The 25,760-nt window shown below is 70.4% G+C and carries 25 protein-coding genes and 1 pseudogene; 17 read left to right on the top strand and 9 right to left on the bottom strand.

Annotated elements, in window-relative coordinates; translation table 11 throughout:
• The first annotated feature begins 24 nt into the window (after nt 1-24).
• The 8 genes from ACFT32_RS10380 to ACFT32_RS10415 all read left to right on the top strand — a co-directional run bounded on the left by ACFT32_RS10380 (nt 25) and on the right by ACFT32_RS10415 (nt 8,139).
• Nucleotides 25-249, top strand: coding sequence for a hypothetical protein (locus tag ACFT32_RS10380; protein ID WP_382487892.1), 225 nt, complete (start codon nt 25-27; stop codon nt 247-249).
• Nucleotides 250-315: 66 nt separating this feature from the next.
• The gene (locus ACFT32_RS10385) at nt 316-546 is read left to right on the top strand and encodes a hypothetical protein (RefSeq protein ID WP_382487893.1); all 231 of its coding nucleotides are present in this window, start codon (nt 316-318) and stop codon (nt 544-546) included.
• A gap of 147 nt (nt 547-693) precedes the next feature.
• The gene (locus ACFT32_RS10390) at nt 694-1,737 is read left to right on the top strand and encodes an NUDIX domain-containing protein (RefSeq protein ID WP_382487895.1); all 1,044 of its coding nucleotides are present in this window, start codon (nt 694-696) and stop codon (nt 1,735-1,737) included.
• 327 nt (nt 1,738-2,064) lie between these two features.
• On the top strand, nt 2,065-3,096 hold the full coding sequence (locus ACFT32_RS10395; RefSeq protein ID WP_382487897.1) for an ABC transporter permease: 1,032 nt from the start codon (nt 2,065-2,067) through the stop codon (nt 3,094-3,096).
• Between the two features lie 76 nt (nt 3,097-3,172).
• The gene (locus tag ACFT32_RS10400) at nt 3,173-4,849 is read left to right on the top strand and encodes an ABC transporter substrate-binding protein (RefSeq protein ID WP_382487899.1); all 1,677 of its coding nucleotides are present in this window, start codon (nt 3,173-3,175) and stop codon (nt 4,847-4,849) included.
• A 78-nt stretch (nt 4,850-4,927) separates the two neighbouring features.
• Nucleotides 4,928-5,920, top strand: coding sequence for an ABC transporter permease (locus ACFT32_RS10405; protein ID WP_382487901.1), 993 nt, complete (start codon nt 4,928-4,930; stop codon nt 5,918-5,920).
• A gap of 27 nt (nt 5,921-5,947) precedes the next feature.
• Complete coding sequence (locus tag ACFT32_RS10410) at nt 5,948-7,039, top strand: ABC transporter ATP-binding protein (protein WP_382487903.1); 1,092 nt, start codon at nt 5,948-5,950, stop codon at nt 7,037-7,039.
• Nucleotides 7,036-8,139 (top strand): ABC transporter ATP-binding protein, encoded by a 1,104-nt coding sequence (locus tag ACFT32_RS10415; protein WP_382487905.1) that lies wholly within the window; start codon nt 7,036-7,038, stop codon nt 8,137-8,139. Before ACFT32_RS10410 ends, ACFT32_RS10415 begins: the two co-directional genes overlap by 4 nt.
• A gap of 16 nt (nt 8,140-8,155) precedes the next feature.
• Here the strand turns inward: ACFT32_RS10415 and ACFT32_RS10420 are convergent, their stop codons facing one another.
• Nucleotides 8,156-9,511 carry a dipeptidase gene (locus ACFT32_RS10420; RefSeq protein WP_382487907.1) on the bottom strand — a complete coding sequence of 452 codons (1,356 nt, stop codon included), beginning with the start codon at nt 9,509-9,511 and terminating at the stop codon, nt 8,156-8,158.
• 133 nt (nt 9,512-9,644) lie between these two features.
• Between ACFT32_RS10420 and ACFT32_RS10425 the strand changes: the two genes are divergently transcribed.
• A complete protein-coding gene (locus tag ACFT32_RS10425) occupies nt 9,645-10,886 on the top strand; it encodes a geranylgeranyl reductase family protein (RefSeq protein ID WP_382487908.1) in 1,242 nt (413 codons plus the stop codon).
• On the opposite strand, the gene ACFT32_RS10430 is transcribed toward ACFT32_RS10425, so the two are convergent.
• A complete protein-coding gene (locus ACFT32_RS10430; RefSeq protein WP_382487910.1) occupies nt 10,870-11,319 on the bottom strand; it encodes a nitroreductase family deazaflavin-dependent oxidoreductase in 450 nt (149 codons plus the stop codon). The genes ACFT32_RS10425 and ACFT32_RS10430 overlap by 17 nt on opposite strands.
• 152 nt (nt 11,320-11,471) lie before the next feature.
• Between ACFT32_RS10430 and ACFT32_RS10435 the strand changes: the two genes are divergently transcribed.
• From ACFT32_RS10435 to ACFT32_RS10445, 3 genes are all read left to right on the top strand, one after another.
• The gene (locus ACFT32_RS10435; protein WP_382487912.1) at nt 11,472-12,176 is read left to right on the top strand and encodes a TetR/AcrR family transcriptional regulator; all 705 of its coding nucleotides are present in this window, start codon (nt 11,472-11,474) and stop codon (nt 12,174-12,176) included.
• Between the two features lie 110 nt (nt 12,177-12,286).
• Nucleotides 12,287-13,510, top strand: coding sequence for a sensor histidine kinase (locus ACFT32_RS10440; protein WP_382487914.1), 1,224 nt, complete (start codon nt 12,287-12,289; stop codon nt 13,508-13,510).
• A gap of 37 nt (nt 13,511-13,547) precedes the next feature.
• Nucleotides 13,548-14,213, top strand: coding sequence for a response regulator (locus tag ACFT32_RS10445; RefSeq protein WP_382487915.1), 666 nt, complete (start codon nt 13,548-13,550; stop codon nt 14,211-14,213).
• Here the strand turns inward: ACFT32_RS10445 and ACFT32_RS10450 are convergent.
• Nucleotides 14,174-14,367 (bottom strand): annotated as a pseudogene (locus tag ACFT32_RS10450) (DUF6332 family protein). The gene ACFT32_RS10445 and the pseudogene ACFT32_RS10450 overlap by 40 nt on opposite strands.
• Before the next feature lie 30 nt (nt 14,368-14,397).
• The gene (locus ACFT32_RS10455; protein ID WP_382487917.1) at nt 14,398-15,315 is read right to left on the bottom strand and encodes an SAM-dependent methyltransferase; all 918 of its coding nucleotides are present in this window, start codon (nt 15,313-15,315) and stop codon (nt 14,398-14,400) included.
• Nucleotides 15,316-15,429: 114 nt separating this feature from the next.
• Between ACFT32_RS10455 and ACFT32_RS10460 the strand changes: the two genes are divergently transcribed.
• The 4 genes from ACFT32_RS10460 to ACFT32_RS10475 are packed head-to-tail and all read left to right on the top strand — an operon-like array spanning nt 15,430 to nt 19,063.
• Nucleotides 15,430-16,425 (top strand): branched-chain amino acid ABC transporter permease, encoded by a 996-nt coding sequence (locus ACFT32_RS10460; protein ID WP_382487919.1) that lies wholly within the window; start codon nt 15,430-15,432, stop codon nt 16,423-16,425.
• 10 nt (nt 16,426-16,435) lie between these two features.
• Entirely contained in the window at nt 16,436-17,428 is a 993-nt protein-coding gene (locus tag ACFT32_RS10465; RefSeq protein WP_382487921.1) for a branched-chain amino acid ABC transporter permease, read from the top strand.
• On the top strand, nt 17,418-18,323 hold the full coding sequence (locus ACFT32_RS10470; RefSeq protein WP_382487923.1) for an ABC transporter ATP-binding protein: 906 nt from the start codon (nt 17,418-17,420) through the stop codon (nt 18,321-18,323). The genes ACFT32_RS10465 and ACFT32_RS10470 overlap by 11 nt, the downstream gene beginning before the upstream one ends.
• Nucleotides 18,323-19,063, top strand: a complete 741-nt coding sequence (locus ACFT32_RS10475) for an ABC transporter ATP-binding protein (RefSeq protein ID WP_382487925.1) — start codon at nt 18,323-18,325, stop codon at nt 19,061-19,063. Before ACFT32_RS10470 ends, ACFT32_RS10475 begins: the two co-directional genes overlap by 1 nt.
• Nucleotides 19,064-19,085: 22 nt before the next feature.
• On the opposite strand, the gene ACFT32_RS10480 is transcribed toward ACFT32_RS10475, so the two are convergent.
• Together ACFT32_RS10480 and ACFT32_RS10485 are read right to left on the bottom strand one after the other, a co-directional pair.
• Nucleotides 19,086-20,333, bottom strand: coding sequence for an ABC transporter substrate-binding protein (locus ACFT32_RS10480; protein WP_382487927.1), 1,248 nt, complete (start codon nt 20,331-20,333; stop codon nt 19,086-19,088).
• A gap of 179 nt (nt 20,334-20,512) precedes the next feature.
• Complete coding sequence (locus ACFT32_RS10485; protein ID WP_382487929.1) at nt 20,513-21,994, bottom strand: MFS transporter; 1,482 nt, start codon at nt 21,992-21,994, stop codon at nt 20,513-20,515.
• Nucleotides 21,995-22,080: 86 nt separating this feature from the next.
• On the opposite strand from ACFT32_RS10485, the gene ACFT32_RS10490 reads away from it, so the two are divergent.
• Nucleotides 22,081-22,476, top strand: coding sequence for a MarR family winged helix-turn-helix transcriptional regulator (locus ACFT32_RS10490; RefSeq protein ID WP_382487930.1), 396 nt, complete (start codon nt 22,081-22,083; stop codon nt 22,474-22,476).
• Nucleotides 22,477-22,497: 21 nt separating this feature from the next.
• Here ACFT32_RS10490 and ACFT32_RS10495 read toward each other — a convergent pair whose 3' ends face one another.
• The 3 genes from ACFT32_RS10495 to ACFT32_RS10505 form a co-directional block, all read right to left on the bottom strand.
• The gene (locus ACFT32_RS10495; RefSeq protein ID WP_382487932.1) at nt 22,498-23,226 is read right to left on the bottom strand and encodes a maleylpyruvate isomerase family mycothiol-dependent enzyme; all 729 of its coding nucleotides are present in this window, start codon (nt 23,224-23,226) and stop codon (nt 22,498-22,500) included.
• 56 nt (nt 23,227-23,282) lie between these two features.
• The gene (locus ACFT32_RS10500) at nt 23,283-24,161 is read right to left on the bottom strand and encodes an SDR family oxidoreductase (RefSeq protein ID WP_382487934.1); all 879 of its coding nucleotides are present in this window, start codon (nt 24,159-24,161) and stop codon (nt 23,283-23,285) included.
• 338 nt (nt 24,162-24,499) lie between these two features.
• Nucleotides 24,500-25,681: an MFS transporter gene (locus ACFT32_RS10505; protein WP_382487936.1), complete on the bottom strand. Its 1,182-nt coding sequence runs from the start codon at nt 25,679-25,681 to the stop codon at nt 24,500-24,502.
• Nucleotides 25,682-25,760: the final 79 nt, after the last annotated feature.

A 25,760-nucleotide genomic window follows, 5' to 3' on the forward strand; every position in this document is an offset into this window, starting at 1 on the left:
GCCGTCCGCGCGCACCCTGGTGCCATGGCGTCCGTGAAGCCCGTCGTGGTCTACCCGCCCGCCGCGGACGGTGGCCGGCGGGTCCGTGTGGACGACCAGTTCCTCGGGATCGCGTACGGGCTGCTGGACGTCGCCGAGTTCCTGCGGCGGGCGGGGATCGAGGACGCGGACGAGGCGTATGCGGCGGCGTCGGGGCTGATCGAATGGCGCGGCGGCGGGCCCGGGACCTGGAACACCGGTCCCGAGTGAGGCCGTCGCGTCGCCCGAACGGCCCAGTGGCGTGACCCCGGAGCGGGTCCGGCAGTTGAGTCGGTCATGAAGAAGCGCAGCATGCTCGCCATCGCCTCCCTGGCCACCGGCTTCGTCGTCGCGGCGGTCACCCCGTCGCACGCTGTCGGAGAGAAGCTCCCCGGGATCAACGTGGACGAGACTCTCAACACGCTCAACCAGGCCGTCGGCAAGGACGGCCTGTCCGTGGCAGGGAAGGACGGCGTCCAGAAGAAGAAGGGCGTCCAGAAGAAGGGCGTCCAGAAGAAGAAGGGCTGACGAGCCGCTCCGGCCTCGGCTCACGGCGCCGGCGCTCCCCGCGTGAGGGGGGCGCCGGCGCCGTCGTCATGCGCCCTCAACTGGGGCTGGTTTCCGTGGCAGGGTGGAGCGGGCAAGCCTCAGGGGGCCAACAGAAGAGGGGGACCTGTGACCGTCGTCTGGATCAACGGCGCGTTCGGTGCGGGGAAGACCACCACCGCACAGGAACTGATCGAACTGATCCCGAACAGCACGCTCTTCGACCCCGAGGTGATCGGCGGAGCGCTGCGGTATCTGCTGCCGCCCAAGCGCCTCGCCGAGGTCGGCGATTTCCAGGACCTGCCGATCTGGCGACGGCTCGTGATCGACACGGCGGCCGCGATGCTCGCCGAGCTCGGCGGAACCCTGGTGGTCCCGATGACGCTGCTGCGTCAGGAGTACCGCGACGAGATCTTCGGCGGCCTGGCCGCGCGCAGGATTCCGGTCAGCCACATCCTGCTCGCTCCGGCCGAAACGATACTGCGGGAGCGCATCGCGGGCCGCGAGGTTCCGCGGGACCTCCCCGACGGCGAGATACGAATACGGCAGTGGTCCGTCGACCACATCGAGCCGTACCGGGCCGCGCTCGCCTCCTGGCTCGCCGCGGACGCGCACCCGGTCGACACCAGCGACCTCACGCCGTACGAGACCGCCGCCCGCATCGCCGAGGCCGTGCAGGGCGGCTCCGTGCCCGTCTGCGACATCGTGCAGACGCCCGAGCCCACCGCCGAGACGCTCGCCGCCGGTGTGCTCCTCTTCGACGAGCAGAACCGGGTGCTGCTGGTCGACCCCACCTACAAGGCCGGCTGGGAGTTCCCAGGGGGCGTCGTCGAACCCGGTGAGGCGCCCGCGCGGGCCGGTGTCCGGGAGGTCGCCGAGGAGACCGGCATCCACCTCGACGAGGTGCCGAGCCTGCTCGTCGTCGACTGGGAGCGCCCCGCGCCCCCCGGCTTCGGCGGCCTGCGGCTCCTCTTCGACGGCGGTCTCCTCGACTCCGCGGAGGCCGGCCGGCTGGTACTGCCCGGGCCGGAACTGCGCGACTGGCGGTTCGTCACCGAGGAGGAGGCCGCCGACTTGCTGCCACCGGTGCGCTACGAGCGGCTGCGCTGGGCGCTGAGGGCGCGCGAACGCGGAGCGGCGTTCTACCTGGAAGCCGGGGTGCCCGTCGGCTGAGCCGGGGGTGCCCGTCGGCTGAGCCGGGGTCCGCGTGCGTGCCCTTTACCCGGCGCGGGGGATTCCGAGGGAAAAGCGAGAGGAAACGCGCCCGGAGGCAATGCCAATCACCGCCCAAGGAATCGCCCTCATTCCTTCACGCGGCGGGTAATCACATTCCCCGCTCTCGTCAACACTTTTCCATGACCGCAAACAATCCCTTTTCTGGCCCCTGCTCGGCTTGACCGGCCTCGCACGGCATTGCGAAAGTCCGCAATGTCTCACGGCGGCGCTCACGACCGCCACTCAATTTCCTTGCCTCAGGGGCAGATCCGGGATGTCCGTACGATGACCACGCAACACCAGCCGGTCGACACCGGCGGCGGCACCGCGCTGCTGACCGAGCCGTCGACGCAGGACAGCAGACCCGGCGGCCCGGTCGTCGCCGGCCGCTCACCGGCCCGGATGGCCTGGCGACGGATCAGACGGGACAAGGTCACCACGGCCGCACTGGCGGCCACCGTCCTGTTCATCGTGATCGCCCTGCTCGCGCCGGTCCTCACCGCGCTGACCAGCTGGGGACCGATCACCCCCGACAACAGGGCGATCAACCCGGACACGGGCAACTTCCCCTACGGATCGCTGGGCGGCATCAGCGCCCAGCATCTGCTCGGCGTCGAACCGGGCACGGGCTACGACCTGTTCGCCCGCATCGTCTACGGTCTGCGCACCTCCCTGTACGTGGGCTTCGCCTCGGCCGTGCTGTCCACCGTGGTCGGTGTCGTCGCGGGGCTCGCGGCCGGCTACTTCGGCGGCTGGGTCGACTCCCTGCTCTCCCGGATCATGGACGTGATGCTGGCGTTCCCGCAGCTGCTGTTCATCATCGCGCTCACCCCGGTGATCCAGAACGCGCTGCAGACCAACACCCATGGCGGCACCGACGAGAACCTCCGCCTCCTCGTCCTGGTTCTCAACATCGCCGTCTTCGCCTGGGCGTACACCGCCCGTCTGGTGCGCGGACAGGTACTGTCCCTGCGCGAACGGGAGTTCGTCGACGCCGCGCGGCTGATGAGCGCTGGCCGGCGGCACATCCTCTTCCGGCAGTTGCTGCCCAACCTGTGGGCGCCGATCCTGATCTCCTTCGCGCTGGCCGTCCCGCAGAACATCACCACCGAGGCGGCCCTTTCGTACCTGGGCGTCGGCGTCATCCCGCCCAACCCCGACTGGGGAGCGCTGCTCTCGGACGCCTCCCAGTTCTTCCTCCAGGACCCGATGTACCTCTTCGTGCCCGGCGTCCTGCTCTTCCTCCTGGTCCTGGCGCTCAACCTCCTCGGGGACGGCGTCCGGGACGCCCTGGATCCCCGCGCCCGGCGCGGCTGACAAAGCCACCCCCCGAGTATCGGCCCGGCGGTCCCACGAACGGCCGCCGCGCCCGTAGCAAGAAGGAGTTTCCTCAATGACGCGCAGCACGCGCAGATCGCGCACGGTCGCTCTCACGGCCTCCGCCGTGGTGATCGCCCTGGGGGCCACCGCATGCGGAGGTTCCTCCAGCGACAGCAGCAGCGGCGCCCCCGGAAAGGGCGGCACCCTGACCATCCTGAACAAGGCGGACTACGACCACCTCGACCCTCAGCGCGTCTACACGACCGAGGGTCAGAGCATGGACCAGGAGATCGTCCGGACCCTCACGGGCTGGGACGAGACGGGCCCCAAGCCGAAGCTGGTCGGCGACCTGGCCACCGACACCGGAACGCCGAGCAAGGGCGCCACGGTCTGGACCTTCCACCTGCGGCACGGTGTCAAGTACCAGGACGGCACCGAGGTCACCGCGGCGGACGTCAAGTACGGCGTGGAGCGCTTCTTCTCCTCCGACATCAACGGCGGCCCGCCCTACGCCTCCCAGTGGCTCGTCGGCGGGTCCGACTACAAGGGTCCCTACCAGGGCAAGCAGCTCGGCTCCATCCAGACGCCGGACAAGTACACCATCGTCTTCCACCTCGACCAGCCGGTGGCCGACTTCAACGAGACCACCACCATGACCGGCTGGTCCGCCGTGCCCAAGGCCCACGACACCGGCTCGACCTACGACACCAAGGTCTGGTCGGACGGCCCGTACATGATCAAGTCGTACACCAAGAACAAGGAACTCGTCCTCACGCGGAACACGCGCTGGTCGCAGTCGACCGACCCGATCCGGCAGCAGAACGTCGACGGGATGGACGTCAAGTTCGGCCAGGACGAGTCGGCCATCGACCAGCAGCTCAAGGCCGACGCCGGCGCCGCCCAGACCTCGATCCAGCAGTGGCCGATCGCCGGATCCGACCTGGCCCAGATGGCCAATGACCCCTCTCTGAAGGGCCGTTACTACAAGATCCCCGCGCCCGGCATCAACTACCTGGCGATCAACACCACCCGCGTCAAGGACCTCCGGGTCCGCCAGGCCATCGAGTACGCCATCGACAAGACCACAGTCCGCGGCGCCTTCGGCGGCTCGGCGTACGGCGACTACGCCACCACCATGCTGAGCCCCGGCATCGGCGGCTACCAGAAGTTCAACCAGTACAGCGCCAACCCGGCCGGCAACCTCGCCAAGGCCAAGGCCCTGATGAAGCAGGCGGGCAACCCGAAGCCGGCCATGTCCATCGCGGTGGAGAACACCCCCACCCAGGAGCACTTCGCCGACGCGGTGAAGACCGCGCTGGGGCGCATCGGCATCCACGTCAACATCTCCCCGATCGACGCGTCGAACTACTTCAGCACCATCAACAACACGAAGAACCAGTACGACCTGACCTGGGGCGACTGGATCGCCGACTGGCCGAACGCCTCCACGGTGCTGCCGACTCTCTTCGACGGCCGGCTGATCAAGAAGAATCCACAGGCCAATCAGGACCTGTCGTATCTGAACGACCCGAAGGTCAACGCGCTGATCGACAAGGCCGCCAAGCTGTCGGACGTCAAGCAGCGCAACGCCGCCTACGGGCAGATCGACCAGCAGGTCCTGAAGGACGCCGCCGTGGTCCCGCTGATGTACATGAACTTCACCGAGATGTCCGGCTCCAAGGTCGGCGGTGTCATCCCCGACACGATCGTGGCCGAGCCGAGCCTGGTCCACGTCTACGTCAAGCACTGACGGACGCACTCCCTCTGAACCCCGCCGGCGGCCCGGTCCGCCGGCGGGCTCCCCTCTCACGTCAGGTCCCGGCACCCCATGTTTCGTTACCTCATCAGACGCCTGCTGGCAGCGGCCGTGATCATGCTGGTGATCACCACGATCACCTTCTTCATCTTCTTCGCGCTGCCGTCCGACCCCGCACTCCTGGCCTGCGGCAAGACCTGCTCCCCCTCCCGTCTCGCGGAGATCAAGCACTCGCTGGGCCTGGACCAGAGCTACCTGACGCAGTACTGGGAGTTCCTCAAGGGGCTGTTCACCGGCCGCGACTTCGGCGACCAGAGCGTTCGCATCCACTGCGGCGCGCCCTGCCTCGGCGTCTCCTTCCAGACGGACACCCCGGTCCTGACCACGCTGCTCCAGGACTTCCCGGCGGACCTCTCCCTCGGTCTCGGCGCCGCGGTGGCGTTCCTGATCCTGGGCGTCGGCCTCGGCACCGTCGCCGCCGTCCGCAGGGGCAGGGCGGCCGACAAGGCGGCGGTCGGACTGGCCCTGTTCGGCGTGTCGGTGCAGATCTACTTCATCGGCCTGCTCCTGCTGTACCTCTTCGTCGACAAGTTCCAGATCCTGCCGACCTCCGGCTACACGCCGATCACCGAGGACCCGGCCGGCTGGTTCCAGGGGCTGATCCTGCCGTGGACCACCCTGGTCATCGTCTACCTCGCGATGTACACCCGGCTCACCCGCTCCTCCATGCTGGAGGTCTTCGCCGAGGACTACATGCGCACCGCCCGCGCCAAGGGCCTGCCGGCCGCCACCGTCGTCCTCAAGCACGGGCTGCGGGCCGCCATCACCCCGATCATCACCATCTTCGGCATGGACGTCGGCTCCCTGATCGGCGGTTCCGCGGTCATCACCGAGTCGGTCTTCGGCATCAACGGCATCGGCAAGCTCGCCGTCGACTCCGTCCAGAACTCCGACCTGCCGGTCATCCTCGGCACCACACTCTTCGCCGCGACGTTCGTCGTCCTCGCCAACGTCGTCGTCGACCTGGTGTACGGCCTCGTCGACCCGCGCGTACGCCTCGCCTGAGCCCTTCTTTCGTCCTTAGGAACATCCGTGTCCGTTCAGACCTCACCGCAGCCCGCGGACGTCACGCCCGCGCCCGCACCCTTCCTCGACGTACGCGACCTGAGGGTGCACTTCCCGACCGAGGACGGCCTCGTCAAGTCCGTCGACGGTGTCTCCTTCACTCTGGAGAAGGGCCGGACCCTCGGCATCGTCGGCGAGTCCGGTTCCGGCAAGTCGGTGACCTCGCTGGCCCTGCTAGGACTGCACAAGGGCACCCGCGCCCGGGTCTCCGGAGAGATCCGGCTGGAGGGCAGGGAACTCGTCGCCCTGCCCGAGGCGGAGATGCGCGAACTGCGCGGCCGTACCGTCTCCATGATCTTCCAGGACCCGCTCTCCGCGCTGCACCCCTTCTTCACCGTCGGCGCCCAGATCGCCGAGGCCTACCGCGTGCACCACAAGGTCTCCAAGAAGGAGGCCAGGGAGCGGGCCGTGGAGATGCTGAAGCGGGTCGGCATCCCGCAGCCCGAGCGCCGCGTCAGGGACTATCCGCACCAGTTCTCCGGAGGCATGCGGCAGCGCGCCATGATCGCCATGTCCCTGGTCTGCGACCCCGCCCTGCTCATCGCCGACGAACCCACCACCGCCCTGGACGTCACCGTCCAGGCGCAGATCCTCGACCTGATCCGCGACCTCCAGGACGAGTTCGGCTCCGCCGTCGTCATCATCACGCACGACCTTGGCGTGGTCTCCGACGTCGCCGACGACATCCTGGTGATGTACGGCGGCCGCCGCATCGAGTACGGCACCACCCGCGAGGTGCTCAAGCAGCCTCAGCACCCCTACACCTGGGGCCTGTTGCAGTCGATGCCGCACCTCACCGGCGACGTCGGTGAGCGGCTGAACCCGATCCCCGGCACACCGCCGAGCCTGATCAACCTGCCGGACGGCTGCTCCTTCAACCCCCGTTGCGCCTACAAGGGCTGGGTGCCGGAGGGGCGATGCACCGTGGACCGGCCCGAACTGCGCCTCGTCTCCGGCACCGCGGGGCACCTCGCCGCGTGCCATCTCACCGACGAGGCCAAACAGGAGATCCGCGGCGGGGCCGACGGGGACGAGCTGACGAAAGGGAGCAAGCCGTGAGCACCACCCAGCCCCTCACCGGGCAGACCACCGAACGCCCCACCGGCGAGAACCTCCTCGAAGTACGCGGTCTGCAGAAGCACTTCCCCCTCCGGCAGGGCATCATCTTCCAGCGGCAGATCGGGGCCGTACGAGCCGTCGACGGCATCGACTTCGCGGTCGGGCCCGGCGAGTCGCTGGGCCTGGTCGGCGAGTCCGGCTGCGGCAAGTCGACCACGGGCCGTCTGATCACCCGGCTGCTCGAACCCACCGGCGGCTCCGTCCTGTTCGACGGCGAGGACATCACCCACCGGCCCGCCGCACGGATGCGGGAAGCCCGCCGCAACCTCCAGATGATCTTCCAGGACCCGTACTCGTCGCTGAACCCCCGGCACACCGTCGGCACCATCATCGAGACGCCGATGCGGCTCAACGGCATCAACCCGCCCCAGGGCCACAAGCGGCGCGTCCAGGAACTCCTGGAGACCGTGGGCCTCAACCCCGAGCACTACAACCGCTACCCCAACGAGTTCTCCGGAGGCCAGCGCCAGCGCATCGGCATCGCCCGCGCCCTCGCCCTGCGGCCGAAGCTGATCGTCGCCGACGAACCGGTCTCCGCGCTGGACGTCTCCATCCAGGCGCAGGTCGTCAACCTGCTCCAGGACCTCCAGCGGGAGTTCGGCATCGCCTTCGTCTTCATCGCCCACGACCTCGCCGTCGTACGGCACTTCTCCGAACGGGTCGCCGTGATGTACCTCGGCAAGATCGTCGAGGTCGCCGACCGCGAGTCGCTCTACACCCGGCCCCGGCACCCCTACACCCACGCGCTGCTGTCCGCCGTGCCCGAGGCCGACCCGGACGCCACGGAGCGGCGCGAACGCATCCGGCTGGCCGGGGACGTGCCCTCCCCGATCGCCCCGCCCTCCGGCTGCCGCTTCCGCACCCGCTGCTGGAAGGCCCAGGACAAGTGCGCCGCAGAGGAACCGCCGCTGGTGCGCGTCGAGGGCAGCCCCACGGGCCATCTGACCGCCTGCCACTTCCCCGAGGAGCCGACGGTGGCCGCGCGCGCCGAGGACATCGTTCTGGACCCGGCGCTGGCGGAGCCGAAGGAGGGGTACTGACCGCAGGGCAGAGCGGTCAGCTCGACGCGTAGGTGCGCAGGAACAGCGCCTCGGCCACCGACAGCCGTTCCAGTTCCTCGGGGGACACGCTCTCGTTCACCGCGTGGATCTGTGCCTCCGGCTCGCTCAGCCCGATGAGCAGGATCTCCGCACTCGGGTAGAGGGAGGCGAGGGTGTTGCACAGCGGGATGGAGCCGCCCTGGCCCGCGTACTGCATCTCCTGGCCCGGGTACGCCACCGCCATCGCGGCGGCCATGGCCTGGTAGGCCGGGCTGGTGGTGTCGGCGCGGAAGGGCTGGCCCTCGCCGATCTGCTCGGTGCTCACCCGCGCGCCCCACGGCGTGTGCGCCTCCAGGTGCGCCTGGAGCAGCTTGGTCGCCGCGCCCGCGTCCACGCCCGGCGGCACCCGCAGGCTGATCAGCGCGCGGGCGCTCGACTGCACCGACGGGGTGGCGCCGACGACGGGCGGGCAGTCGATGCCGAGGACCGTGACGGCCGGGCGCGACCAGATACGGTCGGCGACCGTGCCGGAGCCGATCAGCTCGACGCCGTCCAGCACCTTGGCGTCCTGCCGGAACTGTTCCTCGTCGTACTGCAGTCCCTCCCAGGCCGAGTCCGAGGCGAGCCCCTCGACGGTCGTCGAACCGTCCTCGGCGCGCAGTGAGTCCAGGACGCGGATCAGGGCGGCGAGCGCGTCGGGCGCGGCACCGCCGAACTGGCCCGAGTGCAGATTGCCCGCGAGCGTGTCGACGCTGACGCGGACGAGGGTCATACCGCGCAGCGTGGAGGTCACCGTCGGCAGGCCGACGCGGAAGTTGCCCGCGTCTCCGATGACGATCGTGTCGGCCTCCAGCAGGTCCGGGTGTTCCTCGGCGTACCGCTCGAGACCGCCCGTGCCCTGCTCCTCCGAGCCCTCGACGATCACCTTGACGTGGACGGGCACGCCGCCGTTCGCCTTCAGCGCCCGCAGCGCCAGCAGGTGCATGATCACACCGCCCTTGCAGTCGGCGGAGCCACGCCCGTACCAGCGTCCGTCGCGCTCGGTCAGCTCGAACGGCGGAGTGGTCCAGCCGGCCTCGTCCAGCGGCGGCTGCACGTCGTAGTGGGCGTAGAGCAGGACGGTCTTCGCATCCGCCGGGCCGGGGAGGTAGCCGTAGACCGACTGCGTCCCGTCGGGGGTGTCGAGCAGGGCCACGTCCTGGAAGCCCTCGGCGGTGAGCGCGTCCGCGACCCAGCGGGCGGCTCCCTCGCTCTCGCTCCTCGGGAACTGGTCGAAGTCCGCCACCGACCGGAAGGCCACCAGATCGGTGAGCTCCTCCTTCGCCCCCGGCATCAGTGAGGCGACGGTCTCGGCGACCGGATTCGACGACATGGGCACGCTCCTTGTGGGTGCGACGTTGAAGAGTTGAGTGCTGTAGATCCTCCCACAGCGGGCCCTGACCAGGTCCGCCGTAGGATGCGGGAGACAGCAGGGCAGGCGGCTTGATCGGGAGCAGTAGACCATCGTGAGCAGCGAGAACTCTTCGGCGGACGACGTGCGGCAGGTGTGGGACGTCGTCGTGGTGGGCGCGGGACCCGCGGGAGCTTCGGCCGCGTACGCGGCGGCGGTCGCCGGGAGACGCGTGCTGTTGCTGGAGAAGGCGGAGCTGCCGCGGTACAAGACGTGCGGCGGCGGCATCATCGGCCCCTCGCGCGACGCCCTCCCGCCCGGCTTCGAGTTGCCGCTCAAGGACCGGGTGCACGCGGTGACGTTCTCGCACAACGGCCGTTTCACGCGGACCCGCCGGTCCAAGCAGATGCTGTTCGGGCTGATCAACCGGCCCGAGTTCGACCAGCAGCTCGTCGAGCACGCGCAGAAGGCGGGCGCCGAACTGCGTACGGGCATCACCGTCCAGCGGGTCGAGCAGCACGGCTCGACGGTGCCGGACCGGCGCACGGTCGCCGTCGTCCTGCAGGGCGGCGAGGTCGTGCTCGCGCGGTCGGTCGTCGGGGCGGACGGCAGCGCCAGCCGCATAGGGGCGCATGTCGGGGTCAAGGTCGACCAGGTGGATCTCGGCCTTGAGGCGGAGATCCCGGTGCCGGAGACCGTCGCCGAGGACTGGAAGGGGCGGGTGCTCATCGACTGGGGCCCCATGCCCGGCAGTTACGGCTGGGTCTTCCCCAAGGGTGACACGCTGACGGTCGGGGTGATCTCGGCCAGGGGCGAAGGCGCCGCGACGAAGCGGTACTTGGAGGAGTTCATCGGCCGGCTGGGCCTCGCCGGCTTCGAACCGAGCATCTCCTCCGGGCACTTGACCCGCTGCCGGGCCGATGACTCGCCGTTGTCGCGCGGCCGGGTGCTGGTCTGCGGTGACGCCGCGGGGCTGCTGGAGCCGTGGACCCGCGAGGGCATCTCCTTCGCGCTGCGGTCCGGCCGGCTCGCGGGGGAGTGGGCGGTGCGGATCGCCGAGGCGCACGACGCCGTGGACACCCGCCGGCAGGCCCTCAACTACGCGTTCGCGGTCAAGGCCGGGCTCGGGGTGGAGATGAGCGTCGGCAAGCGGCTGCTGACGGTGTTCGAGCGTCGCCCCGGTCTGTTCCACGCGGCGGTGACGGGTTTCCGTCCCGCCTGGAAGGGGTTCAAGGACATCACGCGGGGCGCGACGTCAATGGGCGAGATCGTCCGCACCCATCCGATGGCCCAGCGGGCCCTGACCGCCATGGACCGCCGTCCCGCGACGGGCGGCGAGGTCAGCTCGTCACCGTGATCTCGAAGACCGGGTGGTCAGGGGCGATCCGGCGCAGTTCGTCGTCCGGGGAGTCCGGCCCCACCCCGTTGAAGAAGACCCCGACCTCCGCCTTCCAGCACTTGAGGTAGGCGCGCAGGATCGGGGTCTTGTCGTCGTCGGCCACCTCGGTCGCGGTGAATGTATCCACGTGCTTGCCGAGGTGCAGCTCACCGCCGCCCGAGGCGCGCATGTTGTGCGTCCACTGGACATGGCCGCGGGGCGCGACCAGGTACTGCCGGCCGTCCAGGGTCATCAGGTTGACCGGGGTGGTGCGCCACTGACCGCTCTTGCGGCCGCGGACGGCGAGGACACGGGAGCCCCAGACGCTGATGCCGCGGCGGGTCATCCAGGCCACGAAACGGTTGAGGACGTTGACGGTGAGCCAGCCGGGCTTCTGGACGTGTGTGGACATGGGGTCCCCCTGTTTCCGATGGCGGAGCAGTGCACTCTTTTGTGAGCACTGCTCTCTCTCGCTGGGTACAGTCTGCCCGCGTGGGTGCCCCAAAGCAAGAGCACTGCTCTCGTTTGTGTGCACTGCTCTGCTTCCATGGCACACTTTTCCACATGAGCACCACACACGGCGCCCGGGCCCGGGCCAGGATCGAAGTCACCGCGGCCATCAAGGACGAGGCCCGCAGACAGCTCGCGGCCGAGGGCGCCGCCAGGCTCTCCCTGCGGGCCGTGGCCCGCGAGCTCGGCATGGTCTCCTCCGCGCTGTACCGCTACTTCCCCAGCCGTGACGACCTGCTGACCGCACTCATCATCGACGCCTACGACTCCCTCGGCGAGCGGGCCGAGGCGGCCCATGAGCCCACGGCCGACCCCTTCGGGCGCTGGATCGCGGTCTGTGAGGCGGTGCGGGGCTGGGCGCTGGACCACCCCCACGAGTACGCGCTGATCTACGGATCGCCCGTGCCCGGCTACACCGCCCCCGACACCACCGTCCCGCCTGCCGCCCGCGTCGGCCTCCTGCTCATCGGCATCGCGCGCGACGCCCACCACGGCTCCGGCCTGGCCGGACCCTCACTGCCGTCCGAGCTGCGCCCGGAGGCCGAACGGATCACCGCCGACCTCGCGCCCGACCTCCCCCCGGAGGCGGTGACAGCTCTCGTAGCGGCCTGGGCCCAGCTGTACGGCCTGGTCGGCTTCGAGCTGTTCGGCCAGTTCCATCGGGTCGTGGAGGACCGGGAGGTGTTCTTCCGGCACGCGGTGGGGCAACTCGCGCAGGGGGTGGGACTGGTGTCTCCGCAGCGCGGGCCGGCCTCATAGAGCCCGACTGGGGTCCGAGGCCCTGAGGCCTTCGTACTTCCCCAGGAGTACGCGTGATCACCACGCCTGGGTGACGCCGCTCCGGGCGGGCGGCGTCTAGCGTGGCCGGTATGGACGAGCAGCGCGCGCGGGGCGGTCCGCCGCAGTGGTGGCGCCACGGTCCTCCGTGGTGGGAGCGGTGGGGGGAGGGGGAGCGTGCGCCCCGGTGGCCCTGGCGGTCCACCGTCGCCGTCACGGTCTTTGTGCTGGTCGGTTCGAACTTCGCCGCCCACGGTCAGGAGGGCGAGCGGGCGGACCTGGACCTCTTCGCACGCGTGCTGCTGCTGGTGGCCGGGGGGCTGCTGCTGTGGCGGAAGCGGTATCCGGTGCCCGTGGTCTTCGGCACGGCGGGCGCCGTCATGCTCTACCTGGGGGCCGGTTATCCGTACGGGCCGGTGCTCTTCACCGTCGCTCTGGCGTGCTTCAGCGCGATCGTCGCCGGGCACCGCTGGGCGGCGTGGGCCGCGATGGGAACCCTCTGGGCCGGGCACGTCCTGGTGGCGCACTGGCTCTATCAGTGGCTGCCGCCGTCGGGGGACTCCGCCGTCTCCTGGGGCGAGGAGATCGTCGTCGCCACCTGGGTGGTGGCGATCGCGGCGGTGTCGGAGCTGTTCCGGGTCCGCCGCGAGCAGTGGGCCCGGGAGCGGGCCGAGCGTGCCGAGGCCGCGCGGCGGCGGGCCGACGAGGAGCGGCTGCGCATCGCGCAGGAGCTGCACGACGTCCTCGCGCACAGCATCTCCGTGATCAATGTGCAGGCGGGGGTCGGCCTCGCGCTCCTCGACTCCGACCCCGAGCAGGCCCGTACGGCGCTCACCACGATCAAGGACCAGAGCAAGGAGGCGCTCGGCGAGGTACGCCAGGTGCTCGACACCCTGCGCGCTCCCGGTGCAGCGCCCCGCGCTCCGGCGCCCGGGCTCGACCGGCTGCCCGAGCTGGTGGAGCAGGCGGCGAGCGCGGGTCTCACGGTCGAGGTGGAAGGCGAGCCGCCGCGCCTCCCGCCCGGCACGGACCTCGCCGCCTTCCGGATCGTCCAGGAGGCCCTGACCAATGTCGTACGGCACTCGGGTTCGCGGCACGCGCGCGTGCACCTCGCGCACGACGCGGACGCGCTGCGGCTGCGGGTCGACGACGACGGGCCCGCGACCGGCGCCGACGCGGGCGGTAGCGGCAACGGGCTGGTCGGTATGCGGGAGCGGGCCGCCGCGCTGGGTGGCACCATCGAGGCGGGGCCCCGCCCGGACGGCGGTTTCCGGGTGCTCGCCGTACTGCCGCTGACGGCGTCCGCCGGCACATGAGCCGCAAGCGGACCGGAGGACGACGCAAGGAGGACCGGTGATTCGGGTACTGCTCGCCGACGACCAGTCACTGGTCCGGGCAGGGTTCCGGGCGCTGCTAGACGCGCAGCCGGACATCGAGGTGGCCGCGGAGGCCGCCGACGGTGAGGAGGCCGTGCGCCGGATCCGCGAACTGCGGCCCGACGTCGTCCTGATGGACATCCGCATGCCCGCACTCGACGGCCTGGCCGCGACCCGGCGGGTCACGGGGGACGCGGGGCTGAAGGACGTCAAGGTGGTCATGCTCACCACCTTCGAGCTCGACGAGTACGTCTTCGAGGCGATCCGCTCGGGCGCCTCCGGCTTCCTGGTCAAGGACACCGAGCCGGACGAACTCCTGCGCGCGGTAAGGGCGGTGGTCGCCGGCGACGCATTGCTCTCGCCGGGGGTGACGCGTCGGCTGATCGCCGAGTTCGCGGCCCGCTCCAAGGAACCCGCGGCGGCCGATGCCCTGGCGGGACTCACGGAGCGGGAGCGGGAGGTGATGGCCCTGGTCGGCATCGGCCTGTCCAATGAGGAGATCGCCCGCCGTCTGGTCGTCAGCCCGCTCACCGCGAAGACCCACGTCAGCCGCACCATGGTGAAGCTCGGCGCCCGCGACCGGGCCCAACTGGTGGTGCTCGCCTACGAGTCGGGGCTGGTGCGGCCGGGCTGGCTGGGCTGAGCCGCAGACCGGAACCGGACCAGCACACTGACGACCCGGGCGAAGAAGAGCACGGGCGCGAGCACCGGCCCGGCGCGCGGCAGCAGGGTCTCCCGGCCACGGCCCCGAAGACGACCGCCGCCGCGAAGGCCGCGCTGCACAGCGCGTACCCGATCTCGACGGTGACCGCGTCCGGCCCAGAGCCCTACCTGGGGGCGACGTCGGCGAAGCCGCCCGCGGGTTTGTCGAGGACGTACGTCGTGTAGCGAAGGACGCGCCCGATGGCCCGGTGAGCTCGAACGACGGCGATGACCTCGTCCCAGTCCTGTGCGTCGAGTGTTCTGAGGCCGGGCCACCGCACGCACAGGGCCTGTCGGCCGGCCCGGGTGGACGCGGTGCCGGCGAACACGGCACAGAGTTGGGCGGCCCTGTGGAGTACGGGGGTGGTCCAGTCGAGGATCCGCCGTGTGGTGAAGCCGGCGGCGGAAGCCGCCAGCGGGTACCGCTCGTACGGTTCGATGGAGTCGAAGCGCCAGGTCCCGCGCACGAGGCCGTCCGGGTCGAGGGTCTCGATCGGCTGATCCGTACGGGACGTGACATCGACGAGGACGAGCCGGCCTCCTGGGCGGAGCAGCCGGAAGCTTTCGCTCAGGAACGACCTACGGCCCTCATGGCCGAAGTGGAAGGCGGCCTCCAGGCAGTGCACTCGATCGAAGGAACCGTCCGTCAGCGGGATCTCCGCTGCCTGGTCCGGCAGAGCCGTGGCGTCGGCGACGGCGAAACGCGCGCTGTCGCCGAAGCGGCGACGTGCCTGGTCGATCTGTGCGGGCTGGAGGTCCACCCCCAGCGCCCGGCATCCCGCGGCGCCCAAGCGCGCCGTGGTGTCACCGCGACCGCATCCGGCGTCCAGGACGAGCTGTCCCGGCCGCGCGTCCAGCAAGGCCAGTGACCGGCGGGCCAGGCGGCGCTGAAAGGGCACCGGCCCGGCCAGGACCACGAGGGGCAGGGTGGGCAGCGTGAAGTAGCCGATGTCGACCAGGCTGTCCCAGCCGAGGTGTCGCAGCACCCGGAAGAGCACGCTGTCGTCGTTGTACGCGCTCGCGAGGTCCCCGCTGTCAGCCATCCCGCATCCTCCGCTGTCCGTGGGCACCCACACCGGGCTCACTGTCCGTGTCACCGTCCCGACCTGCGCTTACACTGAGTGCATAAGGGACGTTCGTGACGTACCGGAACCACCGTGCGCTATCAGCGGATGCTCGTGACGGCCCTCGCCCTGGTCCTCGTGATGGTGCCCGCGATATCCACGCGTGCACAGGGTGAGGAAGTCCCGCGCGGCCCCACGTTCGCCGCGCGCGCTCTGCAGGCGCTGATCGACGGTATCCAGTTCGGGGTGATCATCGCGATCACAGCGGTCGGGCTCTCGCTGATCTTCGGCACCATCCACCTGATCAACTTCGCGCACGGTGAGTTCGTCACGATCGGCGCCACCTTCGCGTTCTTCCTCAACGTCTCCGCGGCGGGCCCGGGCTGGCACCTGATTCCCGCCGCCCTCGCCGCGGTGGTCTTCGGCGCCCTGCTGGGCGGGGCGGTCGAGCGCGGCATCTGGCGCCCGCTGCGGGCTCGGGGCACCGGCCTGATCAACATGTTCATCGTCACCATCGGGCTCTCGCTGCTCCTGCGCCACGTCGTGCTCGTGCTGTACGGAACCCGGCCCGCCTCCTACGCCCAGTACGACATCCAGAGCACGATCGGCCTCGGGCCGGCCGGCATCACCCCACGGGACCTCACCGTCACCCTGCTCTCCGTCCTGGTGCTGCTCGGCATCGCCGCGCTCCTGCAGAAGACGCGGATCGGCACGGCCGTGCGGGCCGTCTCCGCCAACCGTGACCTCGCGGAGGCGTCGGGCATCGACGTGCAGCGGGTGGTGCTGTTCGTGTGGATGCTCGCCGGCGGACTGGCCGCGCTCGGCGGGGTCTTCTTCGGCCTGGTGGAGATCGTCACCTGGGACATGGGCTTCAAGCTCCTGCTGCTCATGTTCGCGGGGATCATCCTGGGCGGTCTCGGCTCCGCCTACGGTGCGATGGTCGGCAGCCTCGTCATCGGCGTCGTCGCCCAGATGTCCACCCTGTGGTTCCCGGTCGACCTGCAGTACGCCTGGGCGCTGCTCGTCCTCATCCTCGTCCTCCTCGTCCGGCCGCAGGGCATCCTCGGCCGGGCCGAACGCGTCGGGTGAGGGGTGCGCCATGGACTTCTCGGCCATCCTCTCCGACGCCCTGCGCTCGGGAATCGGCCCCATCGCCGCCGTCTACGCGCTCGCCGCGATGGGGCTGAACCTGCACTTCGGATACACGGGGCTGCTGAACTTCGGCCAGGTCGGATTCATGCTGGTCGGCGGTTACGGGCTCGCCATCACGGTGTCGACGTACGACGGCCCGATGTGGCTCGGCCTCCTGGGCGGAATCGCCTGCGCGATCGTGCTGGCCCTGCTCCTCGGCCTGCCCACCCTGCGGCTGCGCGCCGACTACCTCGCGATCACCACGATCGCGGCGGGGGAGACACTACGGCTGTTCTACCGCTCGAGCTGGGCCGAGCCGGTCACCGGCGGGGTGTTCGGGCTGCAGAGGTTCGCGAACGACTTCTACGCGCTCAGCCCCATCGAGCCCGGCACCTACGGTGTGTGGCTCGTGAGGTTCAGCTCCCGCGACCTCTGGGTGATGATCGTCGGATGGGCGCTGGTGCTCGTGGTCGGAAGTCTGCTCGCGCTGCTGATCCACAGCCCGTGGGGCCGTGTCATCCGGTCGATCCGTGAGGACGAGGTCGCCGCGCGCAGCCTCGGCAAGAACGTCTACGCGTACAAGATGCAGAGCCTGGTGCTCGGCGGCGTCATCGGGGCTGTCGCGGGCATGATGCAGGCGATCCAGGTGCAGTCCGTGAACCCGGACAACTACGACCCGGCCGTCACGTTCTTCCTGTACACGCTCCTCGTGCTCGGAGGTGCCGGGCGGATCCTCGGGCCGGTCGTCGGCTCGATCCTGTTCTGGTTCGTCCTCAGCTTCCTCGACAGCGCGCTCCGCCAGGCCATCGACGCCGAGTACATCTCGCCGGACCTCATCAGCACGTCGGAGGTCGGCGCGGTGCGCTTCGCCCTGGTCGGGGTCGCCCTGATCCTGCTGGTCGCCTTCCGGCCACAGGGCATCCTCGGCAGCCGGAAGGAGATGCTGCTCAGTGGACGCTGACCGTGTCGTGTCCCACCCGGACCGGCTCTCCGCGATCGATCCCGAGCCGGGGGTGCGCAAGCCCGACCCTCTGCTGGTCCTGGACCAGGTGACCCGCACCTTCGGCGGCCTGGTCGCCGTGCGGGTCGAGCACCTGGAGGTGCAGCGCGGGGTCATCACGGCGCTCATCGGGCCCAACGGCGCCGGAAAGACCACGTTGTTCAACGTGGTGAGCGGGTTCGACCGGGCCGACGGCGGCAGGTGGTCGTTCGAAGGGCAGCCGCTCACCGGCTCCCCGGCACACCGGGTGGCGCGGCGGGGACTGGTCCGTACGTTCCAGCTCTCCAGGGCGCTCGCCCGGCTCACGGTGCTGGAGAACCTGCTGCTCGCCGCGCCCGGGCAACGCGGCGAGCGGGTGCTGCCCGCGCTGCTGCGACCGGTGTGGCGCGGTCAGGAGCGGGAGCTCGAGCGCCGGGCCGACGAACTGCTGGACCGGTTCCGGCTCGGGCCCCTGCGCGACGACCATGCCGGCACGCTCTCCGGAGGCCAGCGCAAACTGCTGGAACTGGCCCGCGCGTTGATGGCACGGCCGGTCATGCTCCTGCTCGACGAGCCCATGGCCGGGGTGAACCCCGCGCTGACCCAGTCGCTGCTCGGACACATCACCCAGTTGCGCGACGAGGGGCTGACGGTGTGCTTCGTGGAGCACGACATGGACGTGGTGATGGGCATCAGCGACTGGGTGGCCGTCATGGCCGACGGGCGCCTGGTGGCCGAGGGCCCACCGCACACGATCGGCCGGAACGCCGCCGTCGTGGACGCCTACCTGGGCAAGCGGCACGACGAACCGGATGCGACCGCAGAGAACGAGAAGGAGAAGGAAAACGAGAAGGGGAGGGGGAAGGAGGAGCAGTGATGTCCGCCGAGGAGCAGGCACCGGTGCTGACGGCTGACGACATCGTCGCCGGCTATGTCCCCGGTGTCGACGTGCTGCGTGGATGCAGCATCGAGGTGCGGCCGGGCGAGGTGGTCGGCGTGATCGGCCCCAACGGCGCCGGCAAGTCGACGCTGGTCAAGGCCGTCTTCGGGCTGCTGCGGGTGCGCGGCGGGACCGTGCGTCTGCGCGGTGAGGACGTGACCGGCCGGCCCGCGCACGAGCTGGTCCGGCGGGGCGTGGGCTACGTACCGCAGCTGCAGAACGTGTTCCCCACGCTGACCGTCGAGGAGAACCTGCGGATGGGCGTGTATCTGCGGCCCAAGGACCACGCGCGGCGGGTCGCGGCGGTCGAGGAGCTCTTCCCCGTGCTGGCCGACCGCCGCAAGCAGAAGGCCGGCGCGATGTCCGGCGGCGAGCGCCAGATGCTCGCGATGGCCCGCGCGCTGATGATGGAGCCGCAGCTGCTGCTGCTCGACGAGCCGTCGGCCGGCCTCTCACCGCTCCATCAGGACCACGTCTTCGACCGGTGCAGAATGATCAACAGCGCGGGCGTCGCCGTGCTCATGGTCGAGCAGAACGCCCGCAGGTGCCTGCAGCTCTGCGACCGCGGTTACGTCCTCGACCAGGGCCGCAACGCGTACACCGGCACGGGTACGGCCCTGCTGCACGACGAGAAGGTGATCGAGCTCTACCTCGGCACGCTCGCCCGTGTCCGTTGACTTCCGTTGTCGATTCCTCCGGTCACTCCTCGGCCGTGCTGGTCTCGGTACGCAGGGTCTGCAGCTTTCCCTCGTCGTTGTAGCCGTACACCTCGATCGTCGCCTGGCCGGGTTCGCCCTTGTCGGTGAAGTCGAGCGGCCCGCTCACACCGTTGTAGTCGATGTCCCTGCCGTCGGCGAGCAGCTCCTTGCAGGCGGCGAACGAGTTGCACTTCTCGCCGTCCTTGGTGATCCCGTTCATCTCCTTCACGTACTCGCCGGGGTCGTCGGACTCCGCCTTCTCGGCGGCGAGCGCGATCGTCGTCACGCAGTCGAACACCTGCGGTGCGAACTGCAGCTCCTTCAGATCCGGCGCGAATTCCATGAGGTCCTTCACGTACTGCTCGTTCGACGCCGACGCCGGCGCTGTCCCCTTCATCCCGGAGAGCTTCTCGGGCTGGCCGGGGGAGACCAGGGAGGGCAGCTCCTCGCTGCGCAGCCCGTCGGCGCCGTAGACGCCGATCCGGTCGGGCCCGAGTCCGGACTCGATCATGCCCTGCAGGATCTGGGTGCCTTCCTCGAAGGCGATCACCACGGCGGCGTCCGGCCTGGAGTTCTCCATCTGCTGGACGACCTGGTCGAAGTTGGTCGCCTTGGGGTCGTAGGTCTCGGCGAGCGTCACCGTCGCACCACGTTCCTCCAGCGTCTTGCGGGTGGCCTCCATCAGGCCGCGCCCGTAGTCGTCCGCCCGTGCGACCAGGGCCACCCGGTCGTGGCCGTCGTCACGGACGACGTCCGCCAGGATGGGCCCCTGCAATGCGTCGCTCGGGACGGTACGGAAGTAGAAGCCGTCGTCCTCGTAGTCGGTGAAGGTGGGAGCGGTGTTCGACCCCGAACACTGCACGACGCCCGCTCCGGTCACCCGGTCGATGAACGCCAGCGACATGCCGGAAGCCGCGGCGCCGACGATCGCGTCCACTCCTGCCGCGAGGACCCGGTCCGCCGACTGCGCGGCAACGGCCTCCTGGCCCGCCTCGTCACTGGAGACCACAGTGGGCACGGGCTTGCCCAGGACCCCTCCGGCGTCGTTGATCTTCTCTATCGCGAACTTCAACGACTCGATCTGGGGCGGGCCGAGGTAGGCCAGCTGTCCTGTCTCCGGCAGGACGTAGCCGAACTGAAGCTCACCATCGCCCGGCTCCGCCCGGGCAGTGCCGGTCGAACCGCAGACGGCAATCACAAGAGCAGCCGCGCTTGCGAAGATCGCGGACCGCCGTATCGACGCTTTCATCTCCGCCTCCGCTCGTTACAGGCCGCGGAGGGTCGACTGGCCGGCCCTCCGCCCGCCATCTGTACACGAGCGTAGAACTCTTTCGGAGTCCGGAAAAGTATGAAACGTACACTTTTTCGATTGATCGCGCGTGTGCGCTGCGGTCACGCGGGCGTCTTGATCGAGACTGACGACGCTCGCTAATCGCGTACGGTGACCCGCTCCACCTCCCGGGGATTGGACTTGGCGACCACGACGGACGGCCGGTCCCGGCGGGTCCGAAGGCCCGTGAGGGTGATGAGCAGGCCGGCGAGGGCGATGAGGGTCACGACCATGAGACCGGGCCGGTAGCTGTCGAGGACGGCCTGCGGGGTGGCGGCGCCCTTCGCCGGGCTGTTCGCGGTCACCACCGCCGTCACCACCGCGAGGAAGATCGCGCCGCCCACCTGGACCGAGGTGTTGAGCAGCCCGGAGACCATGCCCTGCTCGTGCTCGTCGACGCCGTTGGTGGCCTGGACGTTGAAGGACGGGAAGGTCAGTGCGAAGCCCGAGCCGACCAGCAGCATCGTCGGCAGGATCACCGACGCGTACACGGGGTTCAGGTCGATGCGCAGGAACAGGACGTAGCCGGTCACCATCAGGGCGAAGCCGAGCACCATCAGCCGGGCCGTGCCGAACCGGTCGATGACGGCGCCCACCTTCGTCGCGGACAGCGCCACCAGCGCGCCCGCCGGGAGGAACGCAAGCGCCGTGTGCAGTGCCGACCAGCCGAGCAACTGCTGCATGTACAGGGTGACCAGGAACTGGAAGCCGATGTAGCTGCCGACAAACGTGAACGCGCCCAGCTGGGCCCGCACTTGCGGCCCTGAGCGCAGCACTCCGAGCCGGATCAGCGGGCTGGGACTGCGCCCTTCGACGGCGACGAAGGCCGCCAGCAGTACGGCCACGGCGGCGAAGGACAGGACGGTCCGGGCCGTGGCCCAGCCCACCTCGGGCGCTTCGACGACGGTGAAGACGAGCAGCAGCATCGAGGCGGTGCCGAGGACGGTGCCGGGGATGTCGTAGCCGCCCTGGCCGCGCTCGCGCTCAGTGCGCGGCAGCAGCTTCAGGCCCACGAGCAGGGCGATCAGCGCGATCGGGGCGGGCAGCAGCATGGTGAGCCGCCAGCTGGCCTCCGTGAGCAGGCCGGAGAAGACGAGGCCCATCGAGTAGCCGGTGGCGCCGCAGGTGGTGTAGATGGCCAGGGCGCGGTTGCGCAGCGGGCCTTCGGGGAACGTCGTGGTGATGATCGACAGGCCGGCGGGGGCCGTGAAGGCCGCGCTCAGGCCCTTGATGAACCGGCTGGCGATGAGCAGCGGCCCGGAGTCGACGAGGCCGCCGAGCAGCGAGGCCAGCGCGAAGACGCCCAGCGCCACCAGGAAGACCTGACGCCGGCCCAGCAGGTCGGCGGCCCGTCCGCCGAGGAGCAGCAGACCGCCGTAGCCGAGGATGTAGCCGCTGACGATCCATTGCAGTGCCGAGGTCGACAGGCCGAGGTCGGCACCGATGGACGGCAGCGCGACGCCGACCATGGACACGTCCAGGGCGTCCAGGAACATCGCGGCGCAGAGCACGAGCAGGGTGCCCCAGAGTCGCGGAGTCCAACGTCCGTCGGACGTGGGGGCGATGAGCGGAGAGGTCATGCCCGAGACACTACATGCGCATGCATGAGATGCAAGTGCACTTAATTCAGGTGCAACGAACTCGGCTCTCTGTTACGGTGCGGCCCATGGCGGCGAAGCAGGCCGAGCAGGCGCTCGTGGAACAGTGGCGGGACATTCTGGCGCTGCACGCGCGAACACAGTGTGAACTCGACCGTGCTCTGCACGGCCACGGGCTGTGCGCCAGCGACTTCGAGGTGCTCGACGTCCTCGCCGGGTGCCGGACGCCGAAGGGCACTCCGTCCTACCGTGTGCAGGAGATCTCCGAGCGGGTCCATCTGAGCCAGAGCGCGCTGTCGCGGCTGATCGCCCGGCTGGAGAAGGAGGGGCTCGTGGAGCGCTGTATGTGCTCCGAGGACCGGCGGGGCGTGCAGGTCGCGCTCACGGCGAAGGGACGCGCGCTGCACGGCGAGGTGCTGCCGGTGCAGCGCGCGGTGCTGGCGCGGATGCTGACGGAGGACTGAGCCGCTCGGGGCGCAGGGCCGTCAGACCCCGGACGCCTCCCGCCACAGTGTGGCGAGCGCCTGGTCGCCCGTGACGTTCGGCAGGGGAGCCCGGTTCCACAGGGCCAGGTACAACTGCTCCGCCGGGCCGGACAGTTCGCACTCCGCCTCGTCCGTCGCGCCCCGCGTGGTCACAGGCGGTTCCGAGGACAGCCGTACGGTCCACACCGCGTCGGTGTCTTCCGTGCGCACACGCAGGACGCGTGGCTCGGGGGTGCGCACCCGGCTCCTGGAGCGGGCGTGGAAGCCGCGCAGCAGTTCGTCGATGCCGTCGGTCGCGAAGTCCGGGGCGACGGCGGACGGGGCGCCCCCGCGTGCGGACTCGGCGTCGATCCGGTGCACGGCCGTCTCGTGCGCCTGCCGCCGGGTCCAGAAGGCCAGCGGGGACGGCGCGGGCAGGAAGGCCCAGCACTCCACGTCGGGCGAGGCGCCGGCCAGGGTGCCGACGAGGTGGCGGTGGCTGTCGCGGTACCAGGCCACGAGCTCCGCACCGTCGAGGTCCGGGGCCTCACCCAGCGGGCGGCGCTCGGTGTGCCCCTCGGCTACGTACGACGCGGCCCAGCGGTGCACCGCGCCCGTGTGCCGCACCAGGTCGCGCACCTGCCACTCCGGGCAGGTCGGCACCTTCGCGTCCGTCCCGGCCTCCTCGGCGGCCGCGGCCAGCAGCAGGCCCTCTGACTCCAGTGCGCGCAGGAACTCGGCGGTCTCCATGACGCCGAGTCTGCCGCATGGAGTGCGCTCAGGGCCCGGGATATCCCTGGGGCGCGTCACGGCAGCGGTGTACCGCCCGTGGCGTTGACGATCTCGGCCGTGATGTACGACGCCTCCTGGGAGGCGAGGAAGACGTACGCCGGAGCCATCTCGGCCGGCTGTGCGGGCCGTCCGATCGGCGCCTGCTTGCCGAACTCCTGGGTGTCCGGCAGCGTCGCCGGGATCAGCGGTGTCCACACCGGGCCCGGCGCCACCGCGTTGACGCGGACGCCCCGGTCGATGAGCATCTGCGCCAGCCCCTGGGTGAACGTGACGATCGCGCCCTTCGTCGTCGCGTAGTCCAGCAGGTGAGGGCTGGGCTTGTAGGCCTGCACCGACGCGGAGTTGATGATGCTGCCGCCCTCCGGGATGTGCGGCAGGGCCAGTTTGCACAGCCAGAACATGCCGTACAGGTTGGTGCGCAGCACTCGGTCGAACTGCTCGGTGGAGATCGCCTCGATGCCGTCGGGCTGCGACATCTGGTATGCCGCGTTGTTCACCAGGACGTCGATCCGGCCGAACTCGGAGACGGCGCGGTCGATCAGCGCCCGGCAGTTCTCCTCCTCCCGTACGTCGCACGAGACGGTCACGGCACGCCGGCCGGCCTCCTCGACCAGCCGGGCCGTCCCGGCCGCGTCGTCCTTCTCGTCGTCCAGGTGGGTGAAGAGCACGTCGGCCCCCTCACGGGCGTACGCCAGAGCGACCGCACGGCCGATCCCGGAGTCCCCGCCGGTGATCACGGCCTTGCGGCCGGCCAGCCGGCCACTGCCCCGGTAGGACTCCTCACCGTGGTCCGGGGGCGGGTCCATCGGCCCTGTCCAGCCAGGATGCGGCTGCTCCTGGGAGCGAAACTCGGGGGTCGGGTGGAGTTCGCCGGGGTGCTGCTGTTCGCTCACGGGTCTGCCTCCTCGTCCATGAAGTACGCCCCGACGATCGCGACGGGCGTGGCCACGGGTACCCCGGAACACGGCAGTGCCGATCGGTCGGCTGCGGACGATCGACCTCCGACGCCCCGGGCGCTCGGCATCCGGTCGAGCCGTTGCCATCGGGTGGCCGCGCCCGGCTTCCGCGTCACAGCGAACGACGAGGCGTCACGAGCAGGACGGCACGTCCGGCTACCGGCGCCTTGGGCGAACGGCGAGGGCGTGACAAGTGCGGCGACGCGTATGCCGCCCCGGCATCCGGCCGGATGGGACCAGCGGCTTGGCCCGGGGGGTCGAAGCGGGCCGGAGCCTCAGCCTCCGGCCGCCCGCCGGGTCGTCGCCCCCACGAGCGCGCCGACCGCCGCCGCCATCGCCGCGAGCAGCGCCACGCTGGTCAGGGCGGTCGGCAGGGTGAACCAGTCCGCCATGAAGCCGATCGCGGGCGGTCCGAGGAGCATGCCGCCGTAGCCGAGGGTGGAGGCCGTGGCGACGCCGCTGGGGCCGGCGAGTGCGCCCGCGCGTTCCACGGCCACCGGGAAGAGGTTCGCGAGGCCGAGGCCCGTGACCGCGTAGCCGAGCAGGGCCGCCCACAGGGAGGGGGCGAGTGAGCCGAGCAGCATTCCGGCCGCAGCGGTGGTGCCGCCCGCGACGACGGTCCGGGTCCGCCCCAGGCGCTCCAGGAGCGTGGTGCCGGTCAGCCGCCCCACCGTCATGGCGAGCGCGAAGCAGGAGTAGCCGACGGCCGCGGCACCCGGCGAGGCGTCCAGGTCCTGTTCCAGATGCAGGGCGCCCCAGTCGGCCAGCGCCCCTTCGCCGTAAGCGGTGCAGCCCGCGATCACGCCGAAGACGATCACCAGTCCCCGGGTACGGCCGTCCAGCCGGCGCGGGGCGTCCTTCGCGGGGCGTTCCCGCTCCGGCGGCGTCGGCGGCTCGTGCCGCAGGAGCGTCGGTCCCGCCAGGGCCGTCACCAGCAGTCCGACGACGGTGAGCAGCAGCAGATGCCGGGTGGGGGAGAGGACCCCCGCGAGCAGCCCGCCCAGACCCGCGCCGATCATGCCGCCCAGGCTGAACGCGGCGTGGAAGCTGGGCATGATCGGCCGCCGCAGCGCGGCCACCAGCTCGACGGCCGCGCTGTTGAAGGCGACGTTGATCCCGCCGTACGCGGCGCCGAAGAACAGGAGCACGAGGCCGAGCGCGAGGACCGAGTGGGTCAGCGGGGGCAGGGCCACGCTGAAGGAGAGCAGGACGGCGCAGACGACGGTGACCTGGTGGTTGCCGTAGCGGCGGCACAGGCGTCCGGTGAGGGTCATGGTGATGACGGCACCGGCCGAGACGCCCAGGAGGGCGAGGCCCAGGGCGCTGGCGGAGGCGTTCGTCTGTTCCTTGATGGCGGGGATGCGCACGACCCAGCCGGCGAAGACGAAGCCGTCGAGGGCGAAGAAGACGGTGAGCGCGATACGGAGTCGGGTGAGGGAGCTGCCGTCGCCCGGCACGGCACTGTGCGTTCGGGGTTTGTTTATTTGCGGCACAAACTCAGGTTAGGTGGGTGCGGGGGCGGCGACAAGGTGCGAC

Source organism: Streptomyces sp. NPDC057002 (assembly GCF_042673825.1).
Lineage (GTDB): Bacteria > Actinomycetota > Actinomycetes > Streptomycetales > Streptomycetaceae > Streptomyces.

What these genes read in the sequence shown, in the direction of transcription:
- ACFT32_RS10380 (WP_382487892.1), top strand. Translation starts at nt 25, where the DNA reads ATGGCGTCCGTGAAGCCCGTCGTGGTCTACCCGCCCGCCGCGGACGGT.
- ACFT32_RS10385 (WP_382487893.1), top strand. Translation starts at nt 316, where the DNA reads ATGAAGAAGCGCAGCATGCTCGCCATCGCCTCCCTGGCCACCGGCTTC.
- ACFT32_RS10395 (WP_382487897.1), top strand. Translation starts at nt 2,065, where the DNA reads ATGACCACGCAACACCAGCCGGTCGACACCGGCGGCGGCACCGCGCTG.
- ACFT32_RS10400 (WP_382487899.1), top strand. Translation starts at nt 3,173, where the DNA reads ATGACGCGCAGCACGCGCAGATCGCGCACGGTCGCTCTCACGGCCTCC.
- ACFT32_RS10405 (WP_382487901.1), top strand. Translation starts at nt 4,928, where the DNA reads ATGTTTCGTTACCTCATCAGACGCCTGCTGGCAGCGGCCGTGATCATG.
- ACFT32_RS10420 (WP_382487907.1), bottom strand. Translation starts at nt 9,511, where the DNA reads ATGTCGTCGAATCCGGTCGCCGAGACCGTCGCCTCACTGATGCCGGGG.
- ACFT32_RS10430 (WP_382487910.1), bottom strand. Translation starts at nt 11,319, where the DNA reads ATGTCCACACACGTCCAGAAGCCCGGCTGGCTCACCGTCAACGTCCTC.
- ACFT32_RS10435 (WP_382487912.1), top strand. Translation starts at nt 11,472, where the DNA reads ATGAGCACCACACACGGCGCCCGGGCCCGGGCCAGGATCGAAGTCACC.
- ACFT32_RS10440 (WP_382487914.1), top strand. Translation starts at nt 12,287, where the DNA reads ATGGACGAGCAGCGCGCGCGGGGCGGTCCGCCGCAGTGGTGGCGCCAC.
- ACFT32_RS10455 (WP_382487917.1), bottom strand. Translation starts at nt 15,315, where the DNA reads ATGGCTGACAGCGGGGACCTCGCGAGCGCGTACAACGACGACAGCGTG.
- ACFT32_RS10465 (WP_382487921.1), top strand. Translation starts at nt 16,436, where the DNA reads ATGGACTTCTCGGCCATCCTCTCCGACGCCCTGCGCTCGGGAATCGGC.
- ACFT32_RS10475 (WP_382487925.1), top strand. Translation starts at nt 18,323, where the DNA reads ATGTCCGCCGAGGAGCAGGCACCGGTGCTGACGGCTGACGACATCGTC.
- ACFT32_RS10480 (WP_382487927.1), bottom strand. Translation starts at nt 20,333, where the DNA reads ATGAAAGCGTCGATACGGCGGTCCGCGATCTTCGCAAGCGCGGCTGCT.
- ACFT32_RS10485 (WP_382487929.1), bottom strand. Translation starts at nt 21,994, where the DNA reads ATGACCTCTCCGCTCATCGCCCCCACGTCCGACGGACGTTGGACTCCG.
- ACFT32_RS10490 (WP_382487930.1), top strand. Translation starts at nt 22,081, where the DNA reads ATGGCGGCGAAGCAGGCCGAGCAGGCGCTCGTGGAACAGTGGCGGGAC.
- ACFT32_RS10495 (WP_382487932.1), bottom strand. Translation starts at nt 23,226, where the DNA reads ATGGAGACCGCCGAGTTCCTGCGCGCACTGGAGTCAGAGGGCCTGCTG.